This window comes from Pseudocolwellia sp. G5-9 (assembly GCF_055808995.1).
Genome location: NZ_CM147893.1, coordinates 4,443,045 through 4,463,620, shown reverse-complemented (window position 1 = coordinate 4,463,620; position 20,576 = coordinate 4,443,045). Strand labels below are relative to the sequence as shown.

General features: G+C 34.2%; 18 protein-coding genes and 1 other RNA gene. 6 read left to right on the top strand and 13 right to left on the bottom strand.

Going from position 1 to position 20,576, the window contains the following annotated elements:
* Nucleotides 1–134 precede the first annotated feature (134 nt).
* From ffs to pspA, 10 genes are all read right to left on the bottom strand, one after another.
* An RNA gene (gene ffs, locus AC0L5Q_RS19430) (signal recognition particle sRNA small type) lies at nt 135–231 on the bottom strand.
* A 150-nt stretch (nt 232–381) separates the two neighbouring features.
* Complete coding sequence (locus tag AC0L5Q_RS19425; RefSeq protein WP_473613192.1) at nt 382–1,269, bottom strand: DUF3014 domain-containing protein; 888 nt, start codon at nt 1,267–1,269, stop codon at nt 382–384.
* Nucleotides 1,270–1,473: 204 nt separating this feature from the next.
* Complete coding sequence (tyrR, locus tag AC0L5Q_RS19420) at nt 1,474–3,024, bottom strand: transcriptional regulator TyrR (protein WP_473613191.1); 1,551 nt, start codon at nt 3,022–3,024, stop codon at nt 1,474–1,476.
* 115 nt (nt 3,025–3,139) lie between these two features.
* Nucleotides 3,140–3,478 carry a 4a-hydroxytetrahydrobiopterin dehydratase gene (locus tag AC0L5Q_RS19415; RefSeq protein ID WP_473613190.1) on the bottom strand — a complete coding sequence of 113 codons (339 nt, stop codon included), beginning with the start codon at nt 3,476–3,478 and terminating at the stop codon, nt 3,140–3,142.
* Between the two features lie 41 nt (nt 3,479–3,519).
* Nucleotides 3,520–4,305: a phenylalanine 4-monooxygenase gene (gene phhA / locus AC0L5Q_RS19410; protein ID WP_473613189.1), complete on the bottom strand. Its 786-nt coding sequence runs from the start codon at nt 4,303–4,305 to the stop codon at nt 3,520–3,522.
* 273 nt (nt 4,306–4,578) lie between these two features.
* Nucleotides 4,579–5,583, bottom strand: coding sequence for a YcjF family protein (locus tag AC0L5Q_RS19405; protein WP_473613188.1), 1,005 nt, complete (start codon nt 5,581–5,583; stop codon nt 4,579–4,581).
* Nucleotides 5,580–7,010 (bottom strand): YcjX family GTP-binding protein, encoded by a 1,431-nt coding sequence (locus tag AC0L5Q_RS19400; protein WP_473613187.1) that lies wholly within the window; start codon nt 7,008–7,010, stop codon nt 5,580–5,582. Before AC0L5Q_RS19400 ends, AC0L5Q_RS19405 begins: the two co-directional genes overlap by 4 nt.
* 196 nt (nt 7,011–7,206) lie before the next feature.
* Nucleotides 7,207–7,659 carry an envelope stress response membrane protein PspC gene (pspC, locus tag AC0L5Q_RS19395; protein WP_473613186.1) on the bottom strand — a complete coding sequence of 151 codons (453 nt, stop codon included), beginning with the start codon at nt 7,657–7,659 and terminating at the stop codon, nt 7,207–7,209.
* Complete coding sequence (gene pspB, locus AC0L5Q_RS19390; protein ID WP_076418179.1) at nt 7,656–7,883, bottom strand: envelope stress response membrane protein PspB; 228 nt, start codon at nt 7,881–7,883, stop codon at nt 7,656–7,658. Before pspB ends, pspC begins: the two co-directional genes overlap by 4 nt.
* 38 nt (nt 7,884–7,921) lie before the next feature.
* Complete coding sequence (gene pspA, locus AC0L5Q_RS19385) at nt 7,922–8,581, bottom strand: phage shock protein PspA (protein WP_473613185.1); 660 nt, start codon at nt 8,579–8,581, stop codon at nt 7,922–7,924.
* A 191-nt stretch (nt 8,582–8,772) separates the two neighbouring features.
* Between pspA and pspF the strand changes: the two genes are divergently transcribed.
* Genes pspF through AC0L5Q_RS19355 form a run of 6 tightly spaced genes read left to right on the top strand, consistent with a single transcriptional unit; the run spans nt 8,773 to nt 15,183 of the window.
* Nucleotides 8,773–9,879, top strand: coding sequence for a phage shock protein operon transcriptional activator (gene pspF, locus AC0L5Q_RS19380; protein ID WP_473613184.1), 1,107 nt, complete (start codon nt 8,773–8,775; stop codon nt 9,877–9,879).
* A gap of 3 nt (nt 9,880–9,882) precedes the next feature.
* Nucleotides 9,883–11,499 (top strand): ABC transporter substrate-binding protein, encoded by a 1,617-nt coding sequence (locus AC0L5Q_RS19375; protein ID WP_473613183.1) that lies wholly within the window; start codon nt 9,883–9,885, stop codon nt 11,497–11,499.
* Nucleotides 11,499–12,527 (top strand): ABC transporter permease, encoded by a 1,029-nt coding sequence (locus AC0L5Q_RS19370; protein WP_473613182.1) that lies wholly within the window; start codon nt 11,499–11,501, stop codon nt 12,525–12,527. The genes AC0L5Q_RS19375 and AC0L5Q_RS19370 overlap by 1 nt, the downstream gene beginning before the upstream one ends.
* Nucleotides 12,517–13,410 carry an ABC transporter permease subunit gene (locus AC0L5Q_RS19365; RefSeq protein WP_473613181.1) on the top strand — a complete coding sequence of 298 codons (894 nt, stop codon included), beginning with the start codon at nt 12,517–12,519 and terminating at the stop codon, nt 13,408–13,410. Before AC0L5Q_RS19370 ends, AC0L5Q_RS19365 begins: the two co-directional genes overlap by 11 nt.
* Nucleotides 13,410–14,399, top strand: coding sequence for an oligopeptide/dipeptide ABC transporter ATP-binding protein (locus AC0L5Q_RS19360; protein WP_473613180.1), 990 nt, complete (start codon nt 13,410–13,412; stop codon nt 14,397–14,399). The genes AC0L5Q_RS19365 and AC0L5Q_RS19360 overlap by 1 nt, the downstream gene beginning before the upstream one ends.
* Nucleotide 14,400: 1 nt before the next feature.
* Nucleotides 14,401–15,183: a peptide ABC transporter ATP-binding protein gene (locus AC0L5Q_RS19355; RefSeq protein WP_473613179.1), complete on the top strand. Its 783-nt coding sequence runs from the start codon at nt 14,401–14,403 to the stop codon at nt 15,181–15,183.
* A 125-nt stretch (nt 15,184–15,308) separates the two neighbouring features.
* On the opposite strand, the gene AC0L5Q_RS19350 is transcribed toward AC0L5Q_RS19355, so the two are convergent.
* From AC0L5Q_RS19350 to lon, 3 genes are all read right to left on the bottom strand, one after another.
* Complete coding sequence (locus AC0L5Q_RS19350; RefSeq protein WP_473613178.1) at nt 15,309–17,210, bottom strand: SurA N-terminal domain-containing protein; 1,902 nt, start codon at nt 17,208–17,210, stop codon at nt 15,309–15,311.
* 325 nt (nt 17,211–17,535) lie between these two features.
* A complete protein-coding gene (hupB, locus tag AC0L5Q_RS19345) occupies nt 17,536–17,811 on the bottom strand; it encodes a nucleoid-associated protein HU-beta (RefSeq protein ID WP_473613177.1) in 276 nt (91 codons plus the stop codon).
* A gap of 317 nt (nt 17,812–18,128) precedes the next feature.
* The gene (gene lon, locus AC0L5Q_RS19340) at nt 18,129–20,477 is read right to left on the bottom strand and encodes an endopeptidase La (protein ID WP_473613176.1); all 2,349 of its coding nucleotides are present in this window, start codon (nt 20,475–20,477) and stop codon (nt 18,129–18,131) included.
* Between the last annotated feature and the right edge of the window lie 99 nt (nt 20,478–20,576).

Below are 20,576 nucleotides of genomic sequence, written 5' to 3'. Positions count from 1 at the left end.
CAGGTATAACGTAATTACATCAATAAGATTACGCTTCAGTTTTATCTAATAATAAAAATTAAAGCGATCACACGAGACAATGTATTTATCTAGCAAGGTGTATTTTATTGGGAGTATCGAAGGAGTGGTGGTAACCAAATCAGCCACACCTCGGCACATGAGTCCTTTGCTGCAGTTGCTTCCTTCCGGACCTGGCTGAGTTCACAAAGTATCATTGCGAGGGGACCGAAATGGTCACCATAGATAGTGTTTAACGGCGTGGATTATCCCTAAAGCACTACCGTGTTGCAAGTACTAAAAACAAGATATTGTCTAGATGCTTTTTTTTTATACAAAACGTCAATTATCAACTATGTTTTGTATATTATTTTACTGGGAGCACTACTCAGTTTTATTCAATTTTTCATTAATTTCTAAAAGTACTGATTTAATAATAAGTAAATTGTCTTTACCAATGCGTAGCATGAGTTTATCTGCATCATCTAAAGCCTCGATTTCTGCTGACTTATATCGATACATAACACTTGGCCTAACAAGTTCCTTATTTTCTTTTGGAAACTCAAGGTCTAGCACTTTCGTTATAGCTACTTGTAGCACTTGATCAAAATCTTGATCTGGATACCCCAGCTCTGAATATGCTTGTTTTATTAACGGGTGTAATTCTTTATACCATTCAACTAAAGTTTCTGAGTTTACAGAGCGAAATAAATCCACATAAAGTGAGAAGCGTTTAAAAGTAGATTCATCAAACTCCCACTTTTGCACTTCGCCTTCTAAGGCAACTTTTTTTCCTGTAAAACTTGTGGATGGCTTGATAAAAGGGCTGTGGCTATAAGCAATATTACCTTGTGAAAAGTTATCAACAAAAACAACAAACCTACGGATCATATCTTCGTCAATTAATAATTCGAGTAATTCTTTACGCCATATAATTGCAGATAACTTTTCTTTAACCCATAAATCACTTTCGTTTAATACAGGTATTTCAATTACCGTATCGACTTCTGGCTCAATAACTTCCACTGGAGGTGTTTTTGTTATTGACTCTTCAATAATAGAGTTATTAATATCGTCATCCGTTGGTTCATTGATATTAGGTTCTTCAACTAATGGAGCTTCAATAACAACAGGCTCGTTAATTGTCTCAGGTGCTTTATCCATATCTGAATCTGAAAGAAAAAATTTCCAAGATAAAAACAGACCGATAACAATAACTATAATGATAGTAACAAGAGCCCAAGATGAGGGTTTTGAATCACTTGAAGACATATTATTCACAACCTTATTAATATATAAATACGATTCGACTATCTATAAGTATAAATCTACTTGATGATAATCATAGGATTATTATGTATCTTTTTGTTTAATAACCATCCCGCTAATTAATGAATAACTTTTACTGGTTCAAAAGGTCGATTTATGAGCAGGGTTGGAGTGAGAAAAATTGTAAAATGAATACAAAAATAAGCATTATATTTTTACCGTTTTTTTATTAATGTCGTATTCTCGAAGTTTATTTGCGATAGCAGTATGGCTTAAACCTAATTTTTTAGCTAGTTGCCGTGTACTTGGATAAGCAGGATAAAGCTTTCTTAATAAATCAGCTTCATATTTTTTAACCGCTACATCGAGAGTTCCTTCAAAGTCTTGCTCTAAATATCCATGCTCTCTAGTGTATGCAGGTAAATCTATATATTCAGTAGTAATTATATTTCCTTCCATTAAAGACACGGCTCTAATGAGAACATTTTCTAGTTGCCTTACATTACCTGGCCATGGGTAAAATTCAATAAACTCTCGGCAATCGTCTGACATAGATACATTGGTTTTCCCAATTTTCAAACCTGATTTTGCGACAAAATATTCTGCTAAGGGGATAATGTCAGAACGTCTTTCTCGTAAGGATGGAATATTTAAACCTAAAACATTCAATCGATAATAAAGATCTTCTCTAAATAGGCCCTGAGAAACCATGTGTAATAGATCTTTGTTGGTAGAACCAATAATACGAACATTCACCTTTATTTCTTGTTCGTCATCGACTCTTCTAAAGCTTCCATCTTGAATTACACGTAATAATTTCGTTTGCAATTTGGGTGACATTTCACCGACTTCATCAAGGAAAATAGTACCGCCATTTGCTGATTCAAATAAGCCTTTTTTACTTGATGATTTATCTTGATGACCTAAGCCAAATAATTCAGTTTCTGCTACATCGTCAGGTAATGCAGCACAGCTTAAGGTCATGAATGGGTTTGCTGCTCGCTCACTTGCTTCATGACATGCGTGTGCTAGTAGTTCTTTACCTGTTCCTGTTTCACCAGAGATAAGAATAGAGGAATCTAATAATGCCATTCTTTTGGCTTCTCTGATCACTTTTCTCATAGAGCCGCTTGTTGCTTGGATACCAGAAAAGTTATTATCATCAATTTGCTTTAATGCACTTATTTGTTGTCCTAATCGTCGCTCTGATTTTAAAATAATAATAGCGCCAGCTAACACATTATGGTTTTCAAATTCACTTACATGAATAGGCATTAAATCTGCCACAAAATCTTCATTTTGAAGTTTTAATCGAATAGTTTGTGCCAGCACTTCCCTGCCGTCTAGCCATTTATTAAAGTTAAAACCTTTTAATATACTATTAACTTGTTCACCTATTAAATTACTTCCTGTATTCCCCATCATGGATGAAGAAAGATTATTTAGCATACGAATTTGCCCTTTCGCACTAATAGATATAAAGGGATCGGGGAAGCTTCTTAGAAGCGTTTCAAATTCATTTTTTTCCCTTTCTGATGGCATAAAAGGAACGGTTTTTACGTCGTCTACCGCATCAATTAAGCGTAGTTGCGGCATAATTTTCTGTAGTTCGGTAAAATCTACATTAGGCGTGTTTATGAAAACGTGTCCGGGCTTATGTACTTCAATTCCGACTAAATCTATGTTGTGCTCAACAAAAATAGAAGATACTTCTTTAAGAATACCAACCCGGTTACGACAAATTAATTCTAAGCGCATACAACAAACCTTAAACAACAAAGAGAAGCACACTTTACTGTAAACTATTAGTTACAACAATAAAAAAATGCACCTTTTAAGGAAATAGTTGTTAATTAAATATTGCTTACATAATTTATAAAAGCTTATCTGTTTTAGCTGCACAAATAAGATCGTTTTTATGTAAACCATTAATTGCGTGAGTCCACCATGTTACCGTGACTTTTCCCCATTCAAGTAAGGTTGCAGGATGATGAAATTCAGCTTCTGCTAACTCAGACACTTTATTGGCAAAAGCCCAAGCTAACTTATAATTTTTAAAAGTATACACACGCTCTAACATCATCACATTATCGCGAACAACAGGGACCCAATCAGGTATTTCATTCAAAAGTATTGCGAGTTCTTCTTCCGTAACTTGTGGTGCATCAGCATGACACGCCTCACATTGCTGTGTTGATAATTCGTTATTCATAGCTTTCTACCTCTTTTGATCCTGTAATTATTTTATAAGTGTTAATACATAGGGTTATGTAAACCAAGTTGCTTAGCTTCTTCAACAAATGACATAATTTCACAAACTTCATGCTTTCTAATGTCGTCTAAGTTACTCACCTTATTTAAGGTGAAATAAATAGGTTGAATAATATCAATTTTATAAGGTGTTCTTAGTACATCTAATATATTCAAGGGAACACGTTTGGCTTTATCGCTAAACACAGCATGCTGTGTTTCTTTAGGTGAAGACAAAATCCCTCCTCCGTATAATTTAATCCCTTCAGGCGTATCTAATAAACCAAACTCCACCGTAAACCAATATAAACGAGCAAGAAATACTCGCTGTTCTTTTGTCGCATTGAGTCCCATTTTGCCATAAGCCTGCGTGTAATCTGCAAATGACGGGTTAGTCAGTAATGGACAATGTCCAAATATTTCATGAAAAATATCGGGTTCTTGTAAGTAGTCAAACTCTTCACGTGTTCTAATAAAAGTAGCTACGGGAAATTTTCGTTCAGATAGAAGTTTAAAAAACTCTCCAAAACCGATAAGCGCGTTAACAGGTTCACATTGCCAACCTGTTGTATTTTTAAGTACTTTACTTACATCAGGTAGTTGAGGAATTTTATCTAAAGGCAAATCTAATAATTTTAAGCCTTGAGTAAACTCATTACACGCAACGCCCTCAACAACTTTTAATTGCCGATTGATTAATTCATTCCAAATAGAGTTTTCTTCTTCAGACCAATCAATAAAGCCATTCTCATCAGCGGTTCTTGATACGTATTTTGTTGACTTAGCCATTTTTACTAACCTTTATTTTTACTCTAAATATAGAGTAACTTTTCTATTACAATTATTAGTAACGGGATGACTAGATAGTACGACAGTTTTTTGGATAAATGCACTAAGCGCCAATCGGGTATTTTTTAACCAAAAGAATCGTTATGTACAACTTTACTTACAAAAACGTAATTAAAGAAATACAGCCGTAGAATTGAAATTTAAGAATAAACGTATTTAGCAACCTGAGAATTAGGGTAAAACTAAATACGCTAGATAAATAAAAGCAGAGCACTAAGCAGGTTTAAGTAACCCCTTAATCTGTATAATTATTTTTTTACGAATATCATTTAATTTAGGTGGTTGATTTTGAAAAGGAATAGGCCTACACAATGAGATAGTTTTTATTCCTAAACGAGCAGTCAACATACCAGCGCCTAGCCCTTGGGCCATACGACCAGAAAGTTTTCCTAATAAATCAGCACCTAATAAGTCCGCACCAAAATCAGCAATAATCTCACTCGCGCCAGCGTAAGCCATATTAATAAATACATGTTTTATTAAACGTATTCGGCTCCAATAACCTAATTTTAAACCATAAAGCCCTGCAACTTTATCAATCATACGAAGATTACGCCAAAACATCAGCATCATATCTATAATGGCTACAGGGCTTATAGCAATAAGTACAACAGACTCGGTTGAAAATTTAGCAACTTCATCTAAAGCTTTCTGGTCCACGCTTGAAAGTATTTCTTTTGAATATAAATTGATCACTTCTATGTCGGTGTATTCTGGTTGAATAATTTGTTCCCATGTTTTTTCTTCACCCATGGAAATATCACAAGGTAATTGTTCAGATATTTTCTCACATAGCTGTCTAGCATCGTATTTATGGTTATCTTCTAAAATACTTTGAATTTGTGCACGGACATTATCTTGACGAGATAGCTGACGTAATGATGAAATTTCCCTGTACGCTGTAGTTCCAAAAATAATACTCATAATAAATAAAAGTACGCCGTACAAGCTTGCAACTATGGGTGAATTCTCAAAACCTGAAATAAAAAATTCAACCAACTCATATGACAAAAGCCCAATAAATAAAACAAAAGCTATTCGCCATAGCCAACGAGGTTTGGATTTTTCTATCACTTCATTATTTTCAACAAGTTCTTGAGTCTCTGGAAGCCAATCGGTATTTTCAAAAACAATTTGATTTTTCGTTAACCTTTCACTCTCTTGTTCTTTATTTTCTATTTCATCAAATAATATTTGTTGTTGAAATTTATCAATCATTTCATTTTATCTCCGAATAGAAATTGCATAGCTTGATCCATTCTAATATGAGGTAAACATTCGTGCACATCACATATTTGTTGTGGTTTAAAAGCAATATAATTGAATTGCTGATCCTCCCAAAAACTACTTTTAGGTAATTTGTCAGGCACAGCCCCAGGAAATAGCGTGATCAATTTATCGTTATCCGCCCTTCTACCCTGCAATACAGGTAATGGCTGACCATTATGTAAACTATTACCTACTTGTGTTGTTTTAACTGAAGCGATAGCTAATGTTTTCATTTCAATGGTTTCATAATTTAATTGATGCTTAGTTTTATAAACCAACTGATTTAATAATGAAGCAAGATTTTGATGTTGTTCAGGAGTTACATGGTCTGCTTTTGTAGCAGCAAACAATAACTTATCAATTTTAGGAGAAAACAAGCGAGAAAATAAACTTGATTGCCCATAGTTAAAACTTTCTAAAATTAAGGTTATGGCATGTTGCAAGTCGTTAAAACTCGATTCACCGTTATTTAATGGCGTTAAACAATCCGCTAAAACGATTTGTCTATCAAAATTTATAAAGTGTTCTTTATAAAATTTACGTACAACCCTTTCTTTATATTCGATAAATCGAGCGCGTAACATACCAATTAAAGTATCATCTTGAGCATTTTGATAGGCATTTATATCAATATTTTCAAAAGCGGTATAAGGAAAAAACTGTAAAATAGGCGCATCAGCTAAATCACCCGGCAATATAAAACGACCTGGTTGTATAACCGACAAACCAAGATCATGCCTAAACTGATGTAATAGTTCGGTATATTCTTTAGCTAAATCGGCAAGATGTTGCTCATCAACAGATTCAAAGGGATCTAATTGATTCACTTTTTCAATAAACGCTTTTGACAGCTCACTTCGAGGCGACTCTAGCATTAAAGCATATGTACTTTCAGACCACTCTTCGTAGGTTTGATTTAACATAGGTAAATCTAGCAGCCATTCACCAGGGTAGTCTGTAATGTCTAAATACAAAGTAGCAGTATCTGTCGCGTATTTTAGTAATGAATTTTTAGGTGTATAACGAATAGCTAAGCGTAGCTCACTAATACCATTAGTTGCTTGAGGCCATGTCGGTGGTTCATTACAAAAAGAAGCTAAGGATGCATCATACTCAAACCGACCAATATGAAGATTTTTTTGTGGAACACGTTTAGCCGCAATAAAACGACCTTGATGCACCGGATTAAAAAAGCTTAAGTGAGAGTTATTCCCTTCGTTTATAAGTTGATTAACAAGAGATGTGATAAATGCTGTTTTACCGCTTCTGCTTAAGCCTGTTACAGCCAGAGTAATATGTTGATCAAGCGTTCGGTTCAGCAAATCATTTGCCTTACGCTTAAATTTTTGAAGTTGCTCTTTTTTAATTATAGCCATTATATCTATTTATTTTTACGTTAATTACACCATTAGTTACACAGCCTAATTTACAATGAATAAAACTGTGAACTGAATTAACTATGATTAAATATCGATAATACACAATACCTTATTTTACAGATAAATAAATATGGCAAATCAGTAATAAGTGTTTATCTCACATAAAAAATAAAATAAAAGCGACAGTATCACTTTATAATTTATTAATTTCTCTTGAAACTGTAAACTCTGGTGACGTCACATATCGCTCCATGGCTCTCAACTGACCTTCTAGTAGTGTAAATTTACGTTTTATATCATGAAAAGCTTGTTTAGGTGGCTCGCCCGCTTGCCAAACTTTTGCTTTTACCTTTATGGACTCATTAGCTAAATCGCTATTACGATCTTCACCTGAAGTAGTGCTATTAGTAGAAGTATTACCCGTTTGTTTGAAAGATTTAGACTGTTTGGGCTTTTTATCAAGAATAAACCACCCTGCGATGTAAATAACAATAAACCAGCTCATACCTAATAAGGTACCTGAAGCAACTAACACTCTTACTAACCAAGCTTCCCAGCCAAAATAGTTAGCTAAACCAGCGCAAACACCAGCGACTTTACCGTTATCAGGATCTCTAAATAATTCGCCTTTACCTTTTATACTCATACTTTAGTTCTCCAATCTGGAGTTTCTGCATCTAGTATGGCTTCAAGGGTTTTTATTCTATCAGTCATTTTATCTGCCAATTCAGATAACTCCGACAATTGAGTATACTCTTCTGTCGTTAATCCTTGGCTAATTTGACGTTTACTTTTGTAATGTAAAACAAGCCAAATAGGCGCTACCACTAGCATAAAAATAATAATTGGGGCTACAAGAATTTCTTCCACACGTTTTCTCCTTCAATAGTGTTATTAATTAAAAATAATTAACCTTTCTTTATTTTAGCTTTTAATTCGGCTAATTCATTATCAACACTTTCATCTGTTTCAAGTTCTGATATTTCATCGGCTAACGATTTACTTCCTATTTCATAAGCTTCTATTTGCGATTCAATATCATCGATTTTTCTTTCATATTGATCGAAACGACCCAATGCGTCATTCACTTTATTGCTATCAATATTCTTTTTAACTTTTAAGCGAGAATGTGCTGTTTTTTCACGTATTAAAATAGCTTGTTGACGTGCTTTAGCATCAGCTAGTTTATCTTGTAGTTGTGATATTTCTTCTTGGAGTTTAGCAATATGCTCTTCAATATTACTTAACTCATTATTTAATGAGTCAGCATTGTCAGCACATTTTTTCTTTTCAATTAATGCAGCTCTCGCTAAATCTTCTCTGTCTTTACTTAAAGCTAACTCAGCTTTGTCTTGCCATTGCTGTACTTCTTTTTCAAAACGATTTATTTGACGTACTAAATCTTTTTTATCTGCTAAGGTTCTGGCTGATGAAGATCTCACTTCAACTAAGGTATCTTCCATCTCTTGAATAATAAGACGAACCATTTTTGCAGGGTCTTCAGCTTTGTCTAAAATGTTATTAATATTTGAATTAATAATATCGGTAAATCTTGAAAAAATTCCCATAATTCATTCCTCTGTGTGAAAATAAATGGTAAAAACATATTTAGGGTATATTCATGTTCCACGCCAACTTTTCATTCACCATAACTAATTGTTTTTATTTATTAAATTTATTTTGTAAAAACACTTTAATGATTATGGTTAATAAAATACACTATTTGTTAGTGAAATAAACCAAATCTTAGGTCTACTACATGGCTCGTTTTAATAAACAAGATAATCTTATTGGCCAATCCAACAGCTTTTTAGAAGTTTTAGAACAAATATCTCAAATAGCTCCTTTAAGTAAACCTGTACTTATTATTGGTGAACGAGGTACGGGAAAAGAGCTTATTGCTGAGAGATTACACTATTTATCAAAACGCTGGGAACAAAGTTATTTAAAACTAAATTGTGCATCATTAAATGAAAATTTATTAGAAACAGAATTATTTGGTTATGACCCCGGCGCTTTTACTGGCGCAACTAAGCGCCATGAAGGACGATTTGAAAGAGCAGATAGAGGGACTTTGTTTTTAGATGAAATAGCCAATACCTCAGGACTCATTCAAGAAAAACTCCTTCGAGTTGTTGAGTATGGCGAATTTGAACGTGTTGGTGGCTCTAAAACTATAAAAACAGATGCTCGCCTTGTAGCAGCAACCAACGAAGACTTGCCTTTATTAGCAAGTACAGGGGAATTTAGAGCCGATTTACTAGACCGATTAGCTTTTGATGTAATTACCCTTCCTCCTTTGAGAGAAAGAAGAGAAGATATTCTTTTACTCGCTGAACACTTTGCTATATCAATGGCCAGAGAGCTAGAATTTGAACTTTTCAGTGGTTTTACCGATAAAGCTAAGCGCAGTTTATTAGAATATTCTTGGCCTGGTAACGTACGTGAGCTAAAAAATGTTGTTGAACGTAGTGTATATAGATGTAACAACCCCCACCTACCTGTTCATGAATTAGTGATTGATCCATTTGAATCTCCTTACAGACCATCACAACGAGTGAAAACACATGATAGAATAGCGCAAAACAATGCAACATCAGCTAAACTTGAAAATGAAATAAATGAAAGTATGCATTCCAACAATACTTCTTCCAAAATAGAACAAAAAGCATCACACTATGAATTTCCTCTTTCGCTGAAAGGTTTATCTCAAAATTATGAAAAAAAGCTGATCCAAGATGCATTAAAGCACTGTCAATTTAATCAGAAAAAAACAGCTGATGCTCTTGAACTTACGTATCATCAATTACGTGGTTATTTGAAAAAATATAATTTATTAGATGGAAAAATGACTAATGAGGATTAATTGATGTCATTCAATCCCTTAATATGTTTTCTAACACTACCTTTTATTGGCTTCCTATTACAGGGATGCAACGAGGAAGATACCACTTTATTAAGTACAAAAAGTGTTATCTACTGCAGTGAAGGCTCTCCAGAAAATTTTAACCCCCAAACAGTCACATCAGGTGTAACGACTGATGCAACATCTAACCAACTATATAACCGTTTAGTTACCTATAGTGGTGATAATAATGAGGTTTCCCCTTCTCTTGCTAAATCTTGGCATATAACTAAAGATGGGAAAAAAGTAACCTTTTACCTACGTAAAGATGTTGAATTTCATCACACTAGCTATTTCAAACCATCAAGAAAGCTTAATGCTGAAGACGTAATTTTCTCTTTTAACCGAATATTAAATATAGATCATGAATATCATGAAGTATCTGGTGGCTTATATCCCTTTTTTCACAGCATAGAATTTAATTCTTTAGTCACCAATATTGAAAAAATCAATGAATATACAGTCCGCTTTACTTTAAGCCGACCCGACAGTTCTTTTTTAGCAAATTTAGCCACAGACTTTGCCGTTATTTTATCTGCTGAATATGCTCAGTATTTATCTGAATTAGATTCTCACCAACAAATAGATATGCTACCAATAGGCACAGGACCATTTAAATACAAAGAATACAGAGCAGGATTTTTTATCCGTTATTTAGCTCATGAAAATTATTGGCAGAAGAAAGTAGGTATTGAACAATTAATTTTTGATATTACTCCTAGTAACACAGGTCGGCTGACAAAATTATTAGCAAAAGAATGCGATGTAGTCGCCTATCCTATAGCCCATACAAAAATTATCGAAAGGCCTGATTTAATATTAAATGAGATAACGTCATTCAATATTGGATACTTAGGTTTTAATACAACCAAACCGCCTTTTAACAATAAACTGGTGCGTAAAGCTATCTCTTACGCCATTAATAAAAAAGTTATCATTGATACTATTTATTTTGGTAAAGCCGAAGTCGCAAATACCATTGTTCCGCCTACGTCATGGGCGTATGATGAAAACATAACTAAACAAGAATATTCGATAGATAAAGCTATTAGTACATTAAATGAAGCAGGTTACCCTGATGGTTTTACGATGAGTTTATGGGCAATGCCAATTCAAAGAGCCTATAATCCTGATGCGCTAACTATGGCAAAATTAATCGCTAGCGATTTAAAAAAAATAGGTATAACGGTAAATATTGTTCATAAATATGAATGGGGTACATTTTTACAGCTAATAGCTGAAGGTCAACATAATGCAGTATTACTAGGTTGGACAGCTGATCACCCAGATCCAGATAATTTTTTCACGCCATTATTAAGCTGTTCCTCATCTAAACAGGGCAGTACAGGAACATTTTGGTGTAATAAAGAATTTGATAAACTTATCAGTCAATCTTTAGAAACTACCAATGTAATTAAACGAAAAAAATATTATGAAAGTGCATTGAAAATAATAGAAGATGAAATACCGCTTATCCCTCTTGCTCACTCTAAAAGGTTTCAAGCTCGTGACAAAAAAATAACAGGACAATTATTAAAATCCTTTGGCGGAATTAATTTTGTTGAGGTAAATAAAAACTAATGTTGATATTTACTTTAAGACGATTAAATCTTTTTATATTTACTTTTATTGTACTTACCGCTTTATCGTTCAGTTTAAGTTCTTTATTTCCTGGTGATGCTCTTATTAATTTAACAGGTCAAGTTAATGCAAGTCCCGAACAACGTGAATTATTAATAGCAGAATACCAATATAATAGTAATATTTTTAAACAATATTGGGCCTACATATCCCATTTATTTGATGGTGATTTTGGAATTTCAATCGCTAGTCATCTTCCTATTTCTTCTGAAATAATGAACCTGTTACCAGCAACAATAGAATTAAGTGTAGTCGCCCTATTCATCGCGATGTTAGTTGGTATTCCTATCGGTTTTATTGCGGCAATTAACCACGAAAAAATTCCCGATAAAATCATATTATTTGTATCTATGTTGGGTTACTCAATTCCTATTTTTTGGCTAGGATTATTGGCTATTCTAATTTTTTCGATTCAGTTAGGCTGGCTGCCTTCTGCAGGCCGTATTAGTTTAGTATATGAAATAAAACATATTACCGGCATTCAATTCTTCGATATTTTATTAAGTGACAATGAATATAAATGGCAAGCTTTTCAGAACGCCACATTACATATAATAATGCCAGCTAGTGTGGTAGCAATCGCTCCCATGACTATTTTTATCAGGCTGGCTAGAACATCAATGATGGAAGTACTAGAGTCAAGTTATATCACTGCTGCTAAAGCTAAAGGCCTAACCTTATGGCAAATAATTTACCGTCATGCGATTAGAAATGCCTTAGTGAATGTTATTAGACATGTAGGATTGCAATTTGCCAATTTAGTCACCTTAGCTATGGTAACAGAAGTTATTTTCAGCTGGCCTGGCATAGGGCGATGGTTAATTGAAAGTATATTTCAAAGAGACTACACCGCTATACAAGGTGGGCTTTTAGCTTTATCGAGCTTTATATTTATTGTACATATATTAACAGATTTTATTTACGCTGCATTAAACCCACTAGCAAGAGATCGTAAACATGGCGCGTGAGAATATATACCAAGAAGAAGAGTTCCCCTCTCCGCTTCTACAGCTATGGTACAACTTCAAAGAAAAGCCCATGATAATGTTGGCTTTCAGCTGTTTTTTAGCCTTAGTTTTCTTAGCGATATTTGCGCCTTTAATAACGCCATTTTCATCATCACAAACCCATTTGGAAAACATTTTACTATCTCCAGCATGGAATGATGATGGTAACGTAAGCTTTTTGTTAGGGACAGATCAACTAGGTAGAGACATGCTATCGATGCTTATGCATGGAGCTTCTTTTACTTTTGGTTTAAGTTTTATTATTGTTATAACTTCTGCCATGATAGGTGTAGTTATTGGGTCATTATCTGCTTTAACCTCAGGATTTAAATCGAGTTTTCTTAATCACTTTCTGGATGTAATTTTATCTATCCCATCTCTTTTACTCGCTATTGTTATAGTAGCTATATTAGGAACAGGATTAAGTAATACAGTTTTAGCTATTATTATTGTACTCATACCTCAGTTTATTCATACAACAAGAAATGAAGTAAAAAAAGAGTTTTCTAAAGATTACGTGTTAGCTTCAAAGCTAGATGGAGCAAGTCCTTTAAGATTATTACAATACTCAATCTTCCCAAATATCATCGAAAAAATAATTACTCAAGCTACACTTGCCCAATCGGCAGCAATTTTAGACATAGCTGCGCTAGGTTTTTTAGGTTTAGGAGCACCAAACAATATACCTGAATGGGGTACCATGGTATCGAATGGTATAGATCTCTTTTATATTGCTCCATGGACCGTCTATTTCCCTGGCTTAGCGATACTATTCTCAGTTATTGCAACCAACCTTGTTGGTGAAGGCTTACGCCATGCATTGAAACAAAGAAAGGAACACTAATGAACCTACTTGATATTAGAAACCTTTCAATAGTCATGCTCTCTGGCAATAAAAGAATAGTTGCAATTGATCGCATTTCTCTTGTAATGAAAGAAGGCGAATTACGAGGTTTAGTAGGTGAATCAGGCTCAGGAAAGTCTTTACTAGCTCAAGCAATAATAGGTGTTTTAGACGAAAAATGGATAGTAGATGCGGATAGATTTCATTGGCGTGGTAAAGATCTCATGCGGCTATCAATATCTGAAAGAAAAAAAATTATTTCAAAAGATGTCGCCATGATTTTTCAAGAGCCTATGTCTTGCTTAGATCCTACAACAACTATTGGAGAACAATTAGAAGAAGCGGTAGATAATAAACAACTGACTGGTTTTTTTTGGCAAAAGAAGAAACAAAGAAAGCTGGCGGCAATTACGCTATTACATAAAGTGGGTATAAAAAAGCACACTGAATGTACACGTAGTTACCCTCACCAATTAACAGAAGCCCTGTGTCAGCGTGTAATGATTGCAATGGCTCTTGCTAGACGTCCTATACTACTTATTGCTGATGAACCTACTGCAGCTATGGAAAGCACAAACCAAGGTCAAATCTTCCGTTTATTAGCAAGTTTGAATCAACTTAAAAACATGTCTGTTTTATTGATAAGTCATGACTTGGAAAATATGACACACTGGACCAAAAGAATAACAGTGATGTATAGCGGACAATTTGTAGAGGCAGGAACAACTGAACAAATATTTACCACCCCGTTTCATCCTTATACTAAAGCCTTGGTAGAAAGTACCTCACATGCTAGCTTGACCCTCGAACCAAAATCTAAATTATCAGCGTTACCGGGCAGCATTCCTATTTTACAGCACTTACCAATAGGTTGCCGTTTAGGACCAAGATGCCCAAGAGCACAACAAGCCTGCGTAAATGCACCAAAAGCTAAAAATTACCATGGTCACATCGTTAGCTGCCACCACTCACTAAAGGATACATATTAAATTGATCCCTTTACTTCATGTCAACGAGCTATTTAAAGAATATAAAAAACCGGGCTATTTTTTTAATAGAAAAAAGCAAACTGCTTTGTACCCTATAAATTTTGATATACAAGCTTATAAAACACTCGCTATTGTTGGTGAGTCTGGTGCAGGCAAGTCAACGTTAGCGAAGTTATTAGTGGGAGCAGAAAAGCCTACTTCAGGCGATATAAAGCTAAATGGACAAACACTCCAAGCAGGTAATTTTAAGCAACGCTGTCAACATATCAGAATGATATTTCAAGATTCAAGTACAACATTAAATCCGAGCTTAACCATTCATCAACTACTAGACGAACCTCTAAAACTAAATACTAACTTAGATGAATTAGAGCGAGCTCAACTCATTAGTGAAACTTTACAACAGGTAGGATTATTATCTGACCATATGAACTTTTATCCTCATATGTTTTCAGGAGGTCAAAAGCAAAGAATTTCATTGGCTAGAGCAATTATTTTAAAACCACAAGTCATTATACTCGATGAAGCCCTAGCATCCCTAGATCCATCATTACGCTCTCAAATGATTAATTTATTACTCGATATACAAGAACAAATGGGTTTAGCATTTATCTTGATCTCTCATAATTTAGGGATAGTTAAACATTTTAGTGACGAAATTATTGTATTGAATCAGGGAAAAGTTATTGAAAAAGGCAAAACCTTTGAGGTTTTAGCCAACCCAAAACATAAATATACAAAAAAATTAATTATGAGCCAACAGTTTCAAGTCTTTGCTCGTTGAATAAAAATGTTATACGCCCCCAAAAATTATTTGCTTATTACTACGTAATACTGGAATTAAAAAAAGCTGCATTAAGCAGCTTTTTTATTATCTATCCGAAATTAGACTATTCAGAATTAAGAAACTTAATTAACTGATGTAACTAAAGAATTCTTAGTTATTGAAGCATTAGCCTTTAATGATTCAACATAGCTTAAGTATGCCGATTGAGCTAACTGATTCACTTGCTGGTTTTCGACGTTGGCATCTAATTTACTTTCGCTGGTTTTAACCGCTTGTACTTCAATTAAAGCAAAGCCACCATTAGATAAATCAGATAAACCTGCTGATACAGAACCTTCTGCAGGATGTGCTAAGGTAAACGCTTTTTCTACTATTGAACGTTCAACATCTGTTGCAAAACGAGTCACATCGGCTTTAGTTTCAAAAACAGCACCGTATTGCGTTAATTTTTCAGTAATATCAGCACCTGATTGTAATTCAGCCAATAAAGCATCTACTGTATTTTGAGCTTCAGCTTTAGCTTTTTGCGCTATTAAAGATGATTTAATCGTTTCCGTTACTTCTTCTAAAGATTTAACCTTAGCCATTTGATGTTCGTTTAAACGTATAACAATAGCCATTGAGTCGCTTACTTCGATAACATCAGAGTTAAGGTTCTCATTAAGAACTAAATCAGAAAATGCTGCATCTATTGCTTTTGGATTTTCAAAAGGTGCAGAATTACCTGTACGAGATAACCATTCTGAAGTCATTACTTTCGTTTTAACAGCTTCGGCAGCATCATCTAAGCTATCTGGAAATTCAAAGCTTACACGAGCCATTTCTTGTTGAAGTACAAAAAACTCTTCTTGTGCTTTTTGATTACTCACGGTTACTTTCAATTCGTCAAACACATCACTTAAAGGTTTTGTTACCTCAGCTTTAAGATCCGTTAACTTAATAATATGAAAACCATATTCAGTTTTAACAACATCACTAACATCACCAACATTGGCTAAAGCAAACGCTTTTTCATCAAAAACTTCATCCATTGAGCCACGTTCTAACCAATCTAAATCACCACCGTTTTCACCACTAAAGGTATCCGCTGAATATTTTTTAGCTAATTCAGCAAAATCTTCACCAGCATTTATTTTAGTAAGTATAGATTCAGCCTCTGCTTTGGCCTTAGCTTCATCGTCATTAACTTCGATGAGTATATGAGAAATTTTACGTTGTTCTTCTTGACGGAAATTTTTGATATTTTCTTCATAGTAAGCTTTTACATCGTCGTCTGAAACTATGATATCTTTTGCAATATCTGCAACATTCAAGGCGATGTAATTAACTTTAACCTTTTCTTGATTCATAAAACGAGCTTGGTTTTCTTGATAGAAGCTTTTAATTTCTTCTTCTGTTACTTCAACCGAACTTTTAAATTGCTCTAAATCAATTGAAGCAAATCGAATATCACGTTTTTGATTTTGTAATTTTGCAGCCATAGTACTTTGATACGGTAACGCAAATTCACTTACGACTAAAGCTTGAGTTAATTGACGACGACTCATTTCTAATCGTAAATAATCTCTAAAATCAGATGATTGATAAAAACCCGCTTGATTAATTAATGCTAAATAACGATTATTATCAAAAACACCATCAATTTGAAATTCAGGCATAGTACGAATTGTTTCTTTAATTCGTTCATCAGACACTTTAATAGATAAATTCGCTGAATTTTGATCAACTAAACGTTCGTTAATTAAATTATCAACAATACCATTTCTAAAATTTGCCATATATGTTTGATCTGCCGCTAGGTTTTCAAACATTTCGCCAAATTGTTGCTGCATTCTATTTCTTTGTGCTTGATACGCTTTGTTAAAGTCTTGCTGAGTAATTTTCTCACCATTAACATCAGCAACTGAAGTATCCGTAGAATTTGTATAACTACCAATCCCAGCCAATGCAAAAGTCAAAATTACTAAGCCAAGAATAATCTTAGCTGCCATACCCTGAGAACTTTCTCTAATATTTTCTAACATTTCTCTCTCTTATTACACCGAGTGCTTATTTCAAATTCTAATTAAATTATGTTCTATTATGATATTTAATAAAATTTGTAGATCATTTGCGCGTGATTTTAACAGAATGAACACACACCTTGAAGCTAGATTAAAAGATAAATATAAAATATTTTCACCTAGAAATGCACTTTTAGTTATTGTTAATATCATTCTACTTAAATACTTACTTTATTCTCATTAAAACACTAAATAGTTAAGTGGAATGATATTACTTTAATTTTAAATTTATATAACAAAAAACCACCTAAAAAGGTGGTTTTTTCATTCAATCATATAACTGTGATTAGTTATTACAAGCATCTTTCAACGCTTTACCAGCTTTGAAAGATGGAATTTTAGCTGCAGCAATTTCAATTGTAGCACCTGTTTGAGGATTACGGCCAGTACGAGCTGCGCGGTCACGCACAGAGAAAGTACCAAATCCAACTAGCGCTACTTGATCGCCACCCTTTAATTCTTCTGTAACAGCTTCGATAAAAGAGTCTAATGCACGACCCGCAGCTGCTTTAGAGATATCAGCACCAGCTGCAATTTTTTCGATTAGTTGAGATTTATTCACAGTTTTCCCCTTCAATTGTTATTATTCCAGCGCTATCATTTGTTTGTAGCGTCCTGCAAAAGCATATTTTATAGCAAGCTTTATTTTGAACATCAAGCACTGAGTTAAAGAAATTTTAAATTTAGATAATAGAATAATTATTATTGCTATTATCTCGACTAGACCCCGTATCTATATTGGGGTTCGACCTTCTCAGCGTTGTTAACTTACCACAGTTTCAGCGTTTGAAAAGCTAAAATTTCATTTTTTTTCATTTTTTTTTGTTTTTTTACACTTTTTTGAACATTTTATTCAAAAAATGCCCAAAATCCACTACGTTAACTTTTTAATTTAACCTTCTCAATTGGGTTTTCGAGTGCAATATCCAATACTTCTTCAATCCACTTTACTGGATAGATAGTCAAATCAGCAATCACATTTTCAGGTATTTCTTTTAAATCACGTTCATTATCTTTAGGAATTATGACGGTTTTAATTCCTCCGCGATGAGCAGCAAGTAATTTTTCTTTCAAACCACCAATAGCTAAAACCTCACCTCTTAACGTTATTTCACCCGTCATTGCCACTTCAGCTTTAACCGGATTGCCAGTTAAACTAGAAACCAACGCAGTACACATACCAACCCCTGCACTTGGACCATCTTTAGGAGTGGCTCCTTCAGGTACATGAACGTGTATATCACGCTTTTCATGGAAGTCTTCATTAATTCTAAACTTCTCAGTTCTACTTCTAACAACCGTCATGGCTGCTTGAATAGACTCTTGCATAACATCACCTAATGAACCAGTGTAAGTCAGCTTACCTTTACCTGGAACTGAAGCGGTTTCAATAGTAAGTAGTTCACCACCAACTGATGTCCAAGCTAGGCCTGTAACAAGCCCTACACGATTTTGCTCATCGGCTTTACCATAATCGAAGCGTTGCACACCCAAGTATTCAGATAAGTTGTCTTGATTAACAACAACACTTTTAAGCTTTTTATCTAATAAAATAGCTTTAACTGCTTTTCTACAAAGTTTAGATATATCTCTTTCTAAACTACGTACACCTGCTTCGCGTGTGTAATAACGAATAATGCCAATAATAGCACTATCTTCAATAGTTATTTCACTTTCCTTTAAACCATTACGCTCTATTTGTTTCTTAAGAAGATGGTTTTTAGCTATATTTAATTTTTCATCTTCGGTATAACCCGATAAACGAATAACTTCCATACGGTCAAGTAAAGGACCTGGAATATCCATGCTGTTCGACGTAGCGACAAACATTACGTCAGATAAATCATAATCAACTTCTAAGTAATGATCGTTAAAGCTGCTATTTTGCTCTGGATCTAAAACCTCTAAAAGTGCTGAAGCTGGGTCTCCTCGCATATCAGATGCCATTTTATCAATTTCATCTAATAAGAATAATGGGTTTTTAACACCCACTTTTGCAATCTTTTGAATCAGCTTCCCCGGTAATGAGCCTATATAGGTTCGTCTATGCCCCCTAATTTCAGCTTCATCTCTTACACCGCCTAATGCCATACGTACATATTTACGACCTGTAGATCTGGCAATAGATTGGCCAAGTGAGGTTTTACCTACACCTGGAGGTCCTACTAAACATAAAATAGGTCCTTTTAATGATGTCACTCTTTGCTGAACCGCTAAATATTCAAGTATACGTTCTTTAACTTTATCTAAACCATAATGATCTTGATCTAAAACCTCTTCGGCTAATGCTAAGTTACGCTTAAGTTTACTTTTCTTTTTCCAAGGTACACTTGTCATCCAATCAATGTAACTTCGCACAACAGTAGCTTCTGCTGACATTGGTGACATCATTTGTAATTTTTTAGCTTCAGCTAATGTTTTTTCTTTGGCTTCTTTAGGCATTTGAGCAGCATCAATTTTTTTATTAATTAATTCTGCTTCATCAGGCGTATCTTCCATATCGCCAAGTTCTTTTTGAATAGCTTTCATTTGCTCATTCAAATAATATTCACGTTGGCTTTTTTCCATTTGCTTTTTAACGCGAGTACGAATTTTCTTTTCAACTTGAAGAAGGTCGATTTCACCTTCCATTAACCCCATTAAGTATTCTAATCGCTCTGATATATTGACGATTTCTAATACTTTTTGTTTGTCCTCTAATTTAAGAGGCATGTGAGCAGCCATGGTATCTGCTAGTTGTTCAGGATCATCAATACCTGCTACTGAGGTTAATACTTCAGGAGGTATTTTTTTATTAAGCTTTACGTAACCTTCAAATTGCGAAATAGCTGATCTAACTAATACCTCACTATTTTCAACATCGCCATCTGTTGTTTGAAGAAAATCTATGTTCGCCGTAAAATATTCTTCAGTTTCTACAAATTCAGAAATTTTTGCTCTTTTAACCCCTTCAACAAGAACTTTTACAGTTCCGTCTGGTAGTTTTAGCATTTGTAAAATAGAGGCAACAGTTCCGGTTTGATAGACATCGTTAAAAGATGGATCATCAATAGCAGCATCTTTTTGTGCAACTAAAAATATTTGTTTATCTTTTTCGTTAGCAATATCTAAACAACGAATTGATTTCTCTCTGCCTACAAATAATGGGATCACCATTTGCGGGTATACAACAACATCACGTAAGGCTAGTACTGGAATTTCAGTTACGCCAGATAACTCATCGCTCATAGATTACTCTCTCGGGAATTAGTATGAAGAATTTACACTTAAAAAGTATATGGGGATTATCGTAAGGCTTTCAACAGCCAAAGAAAAAAAAGAGCCATT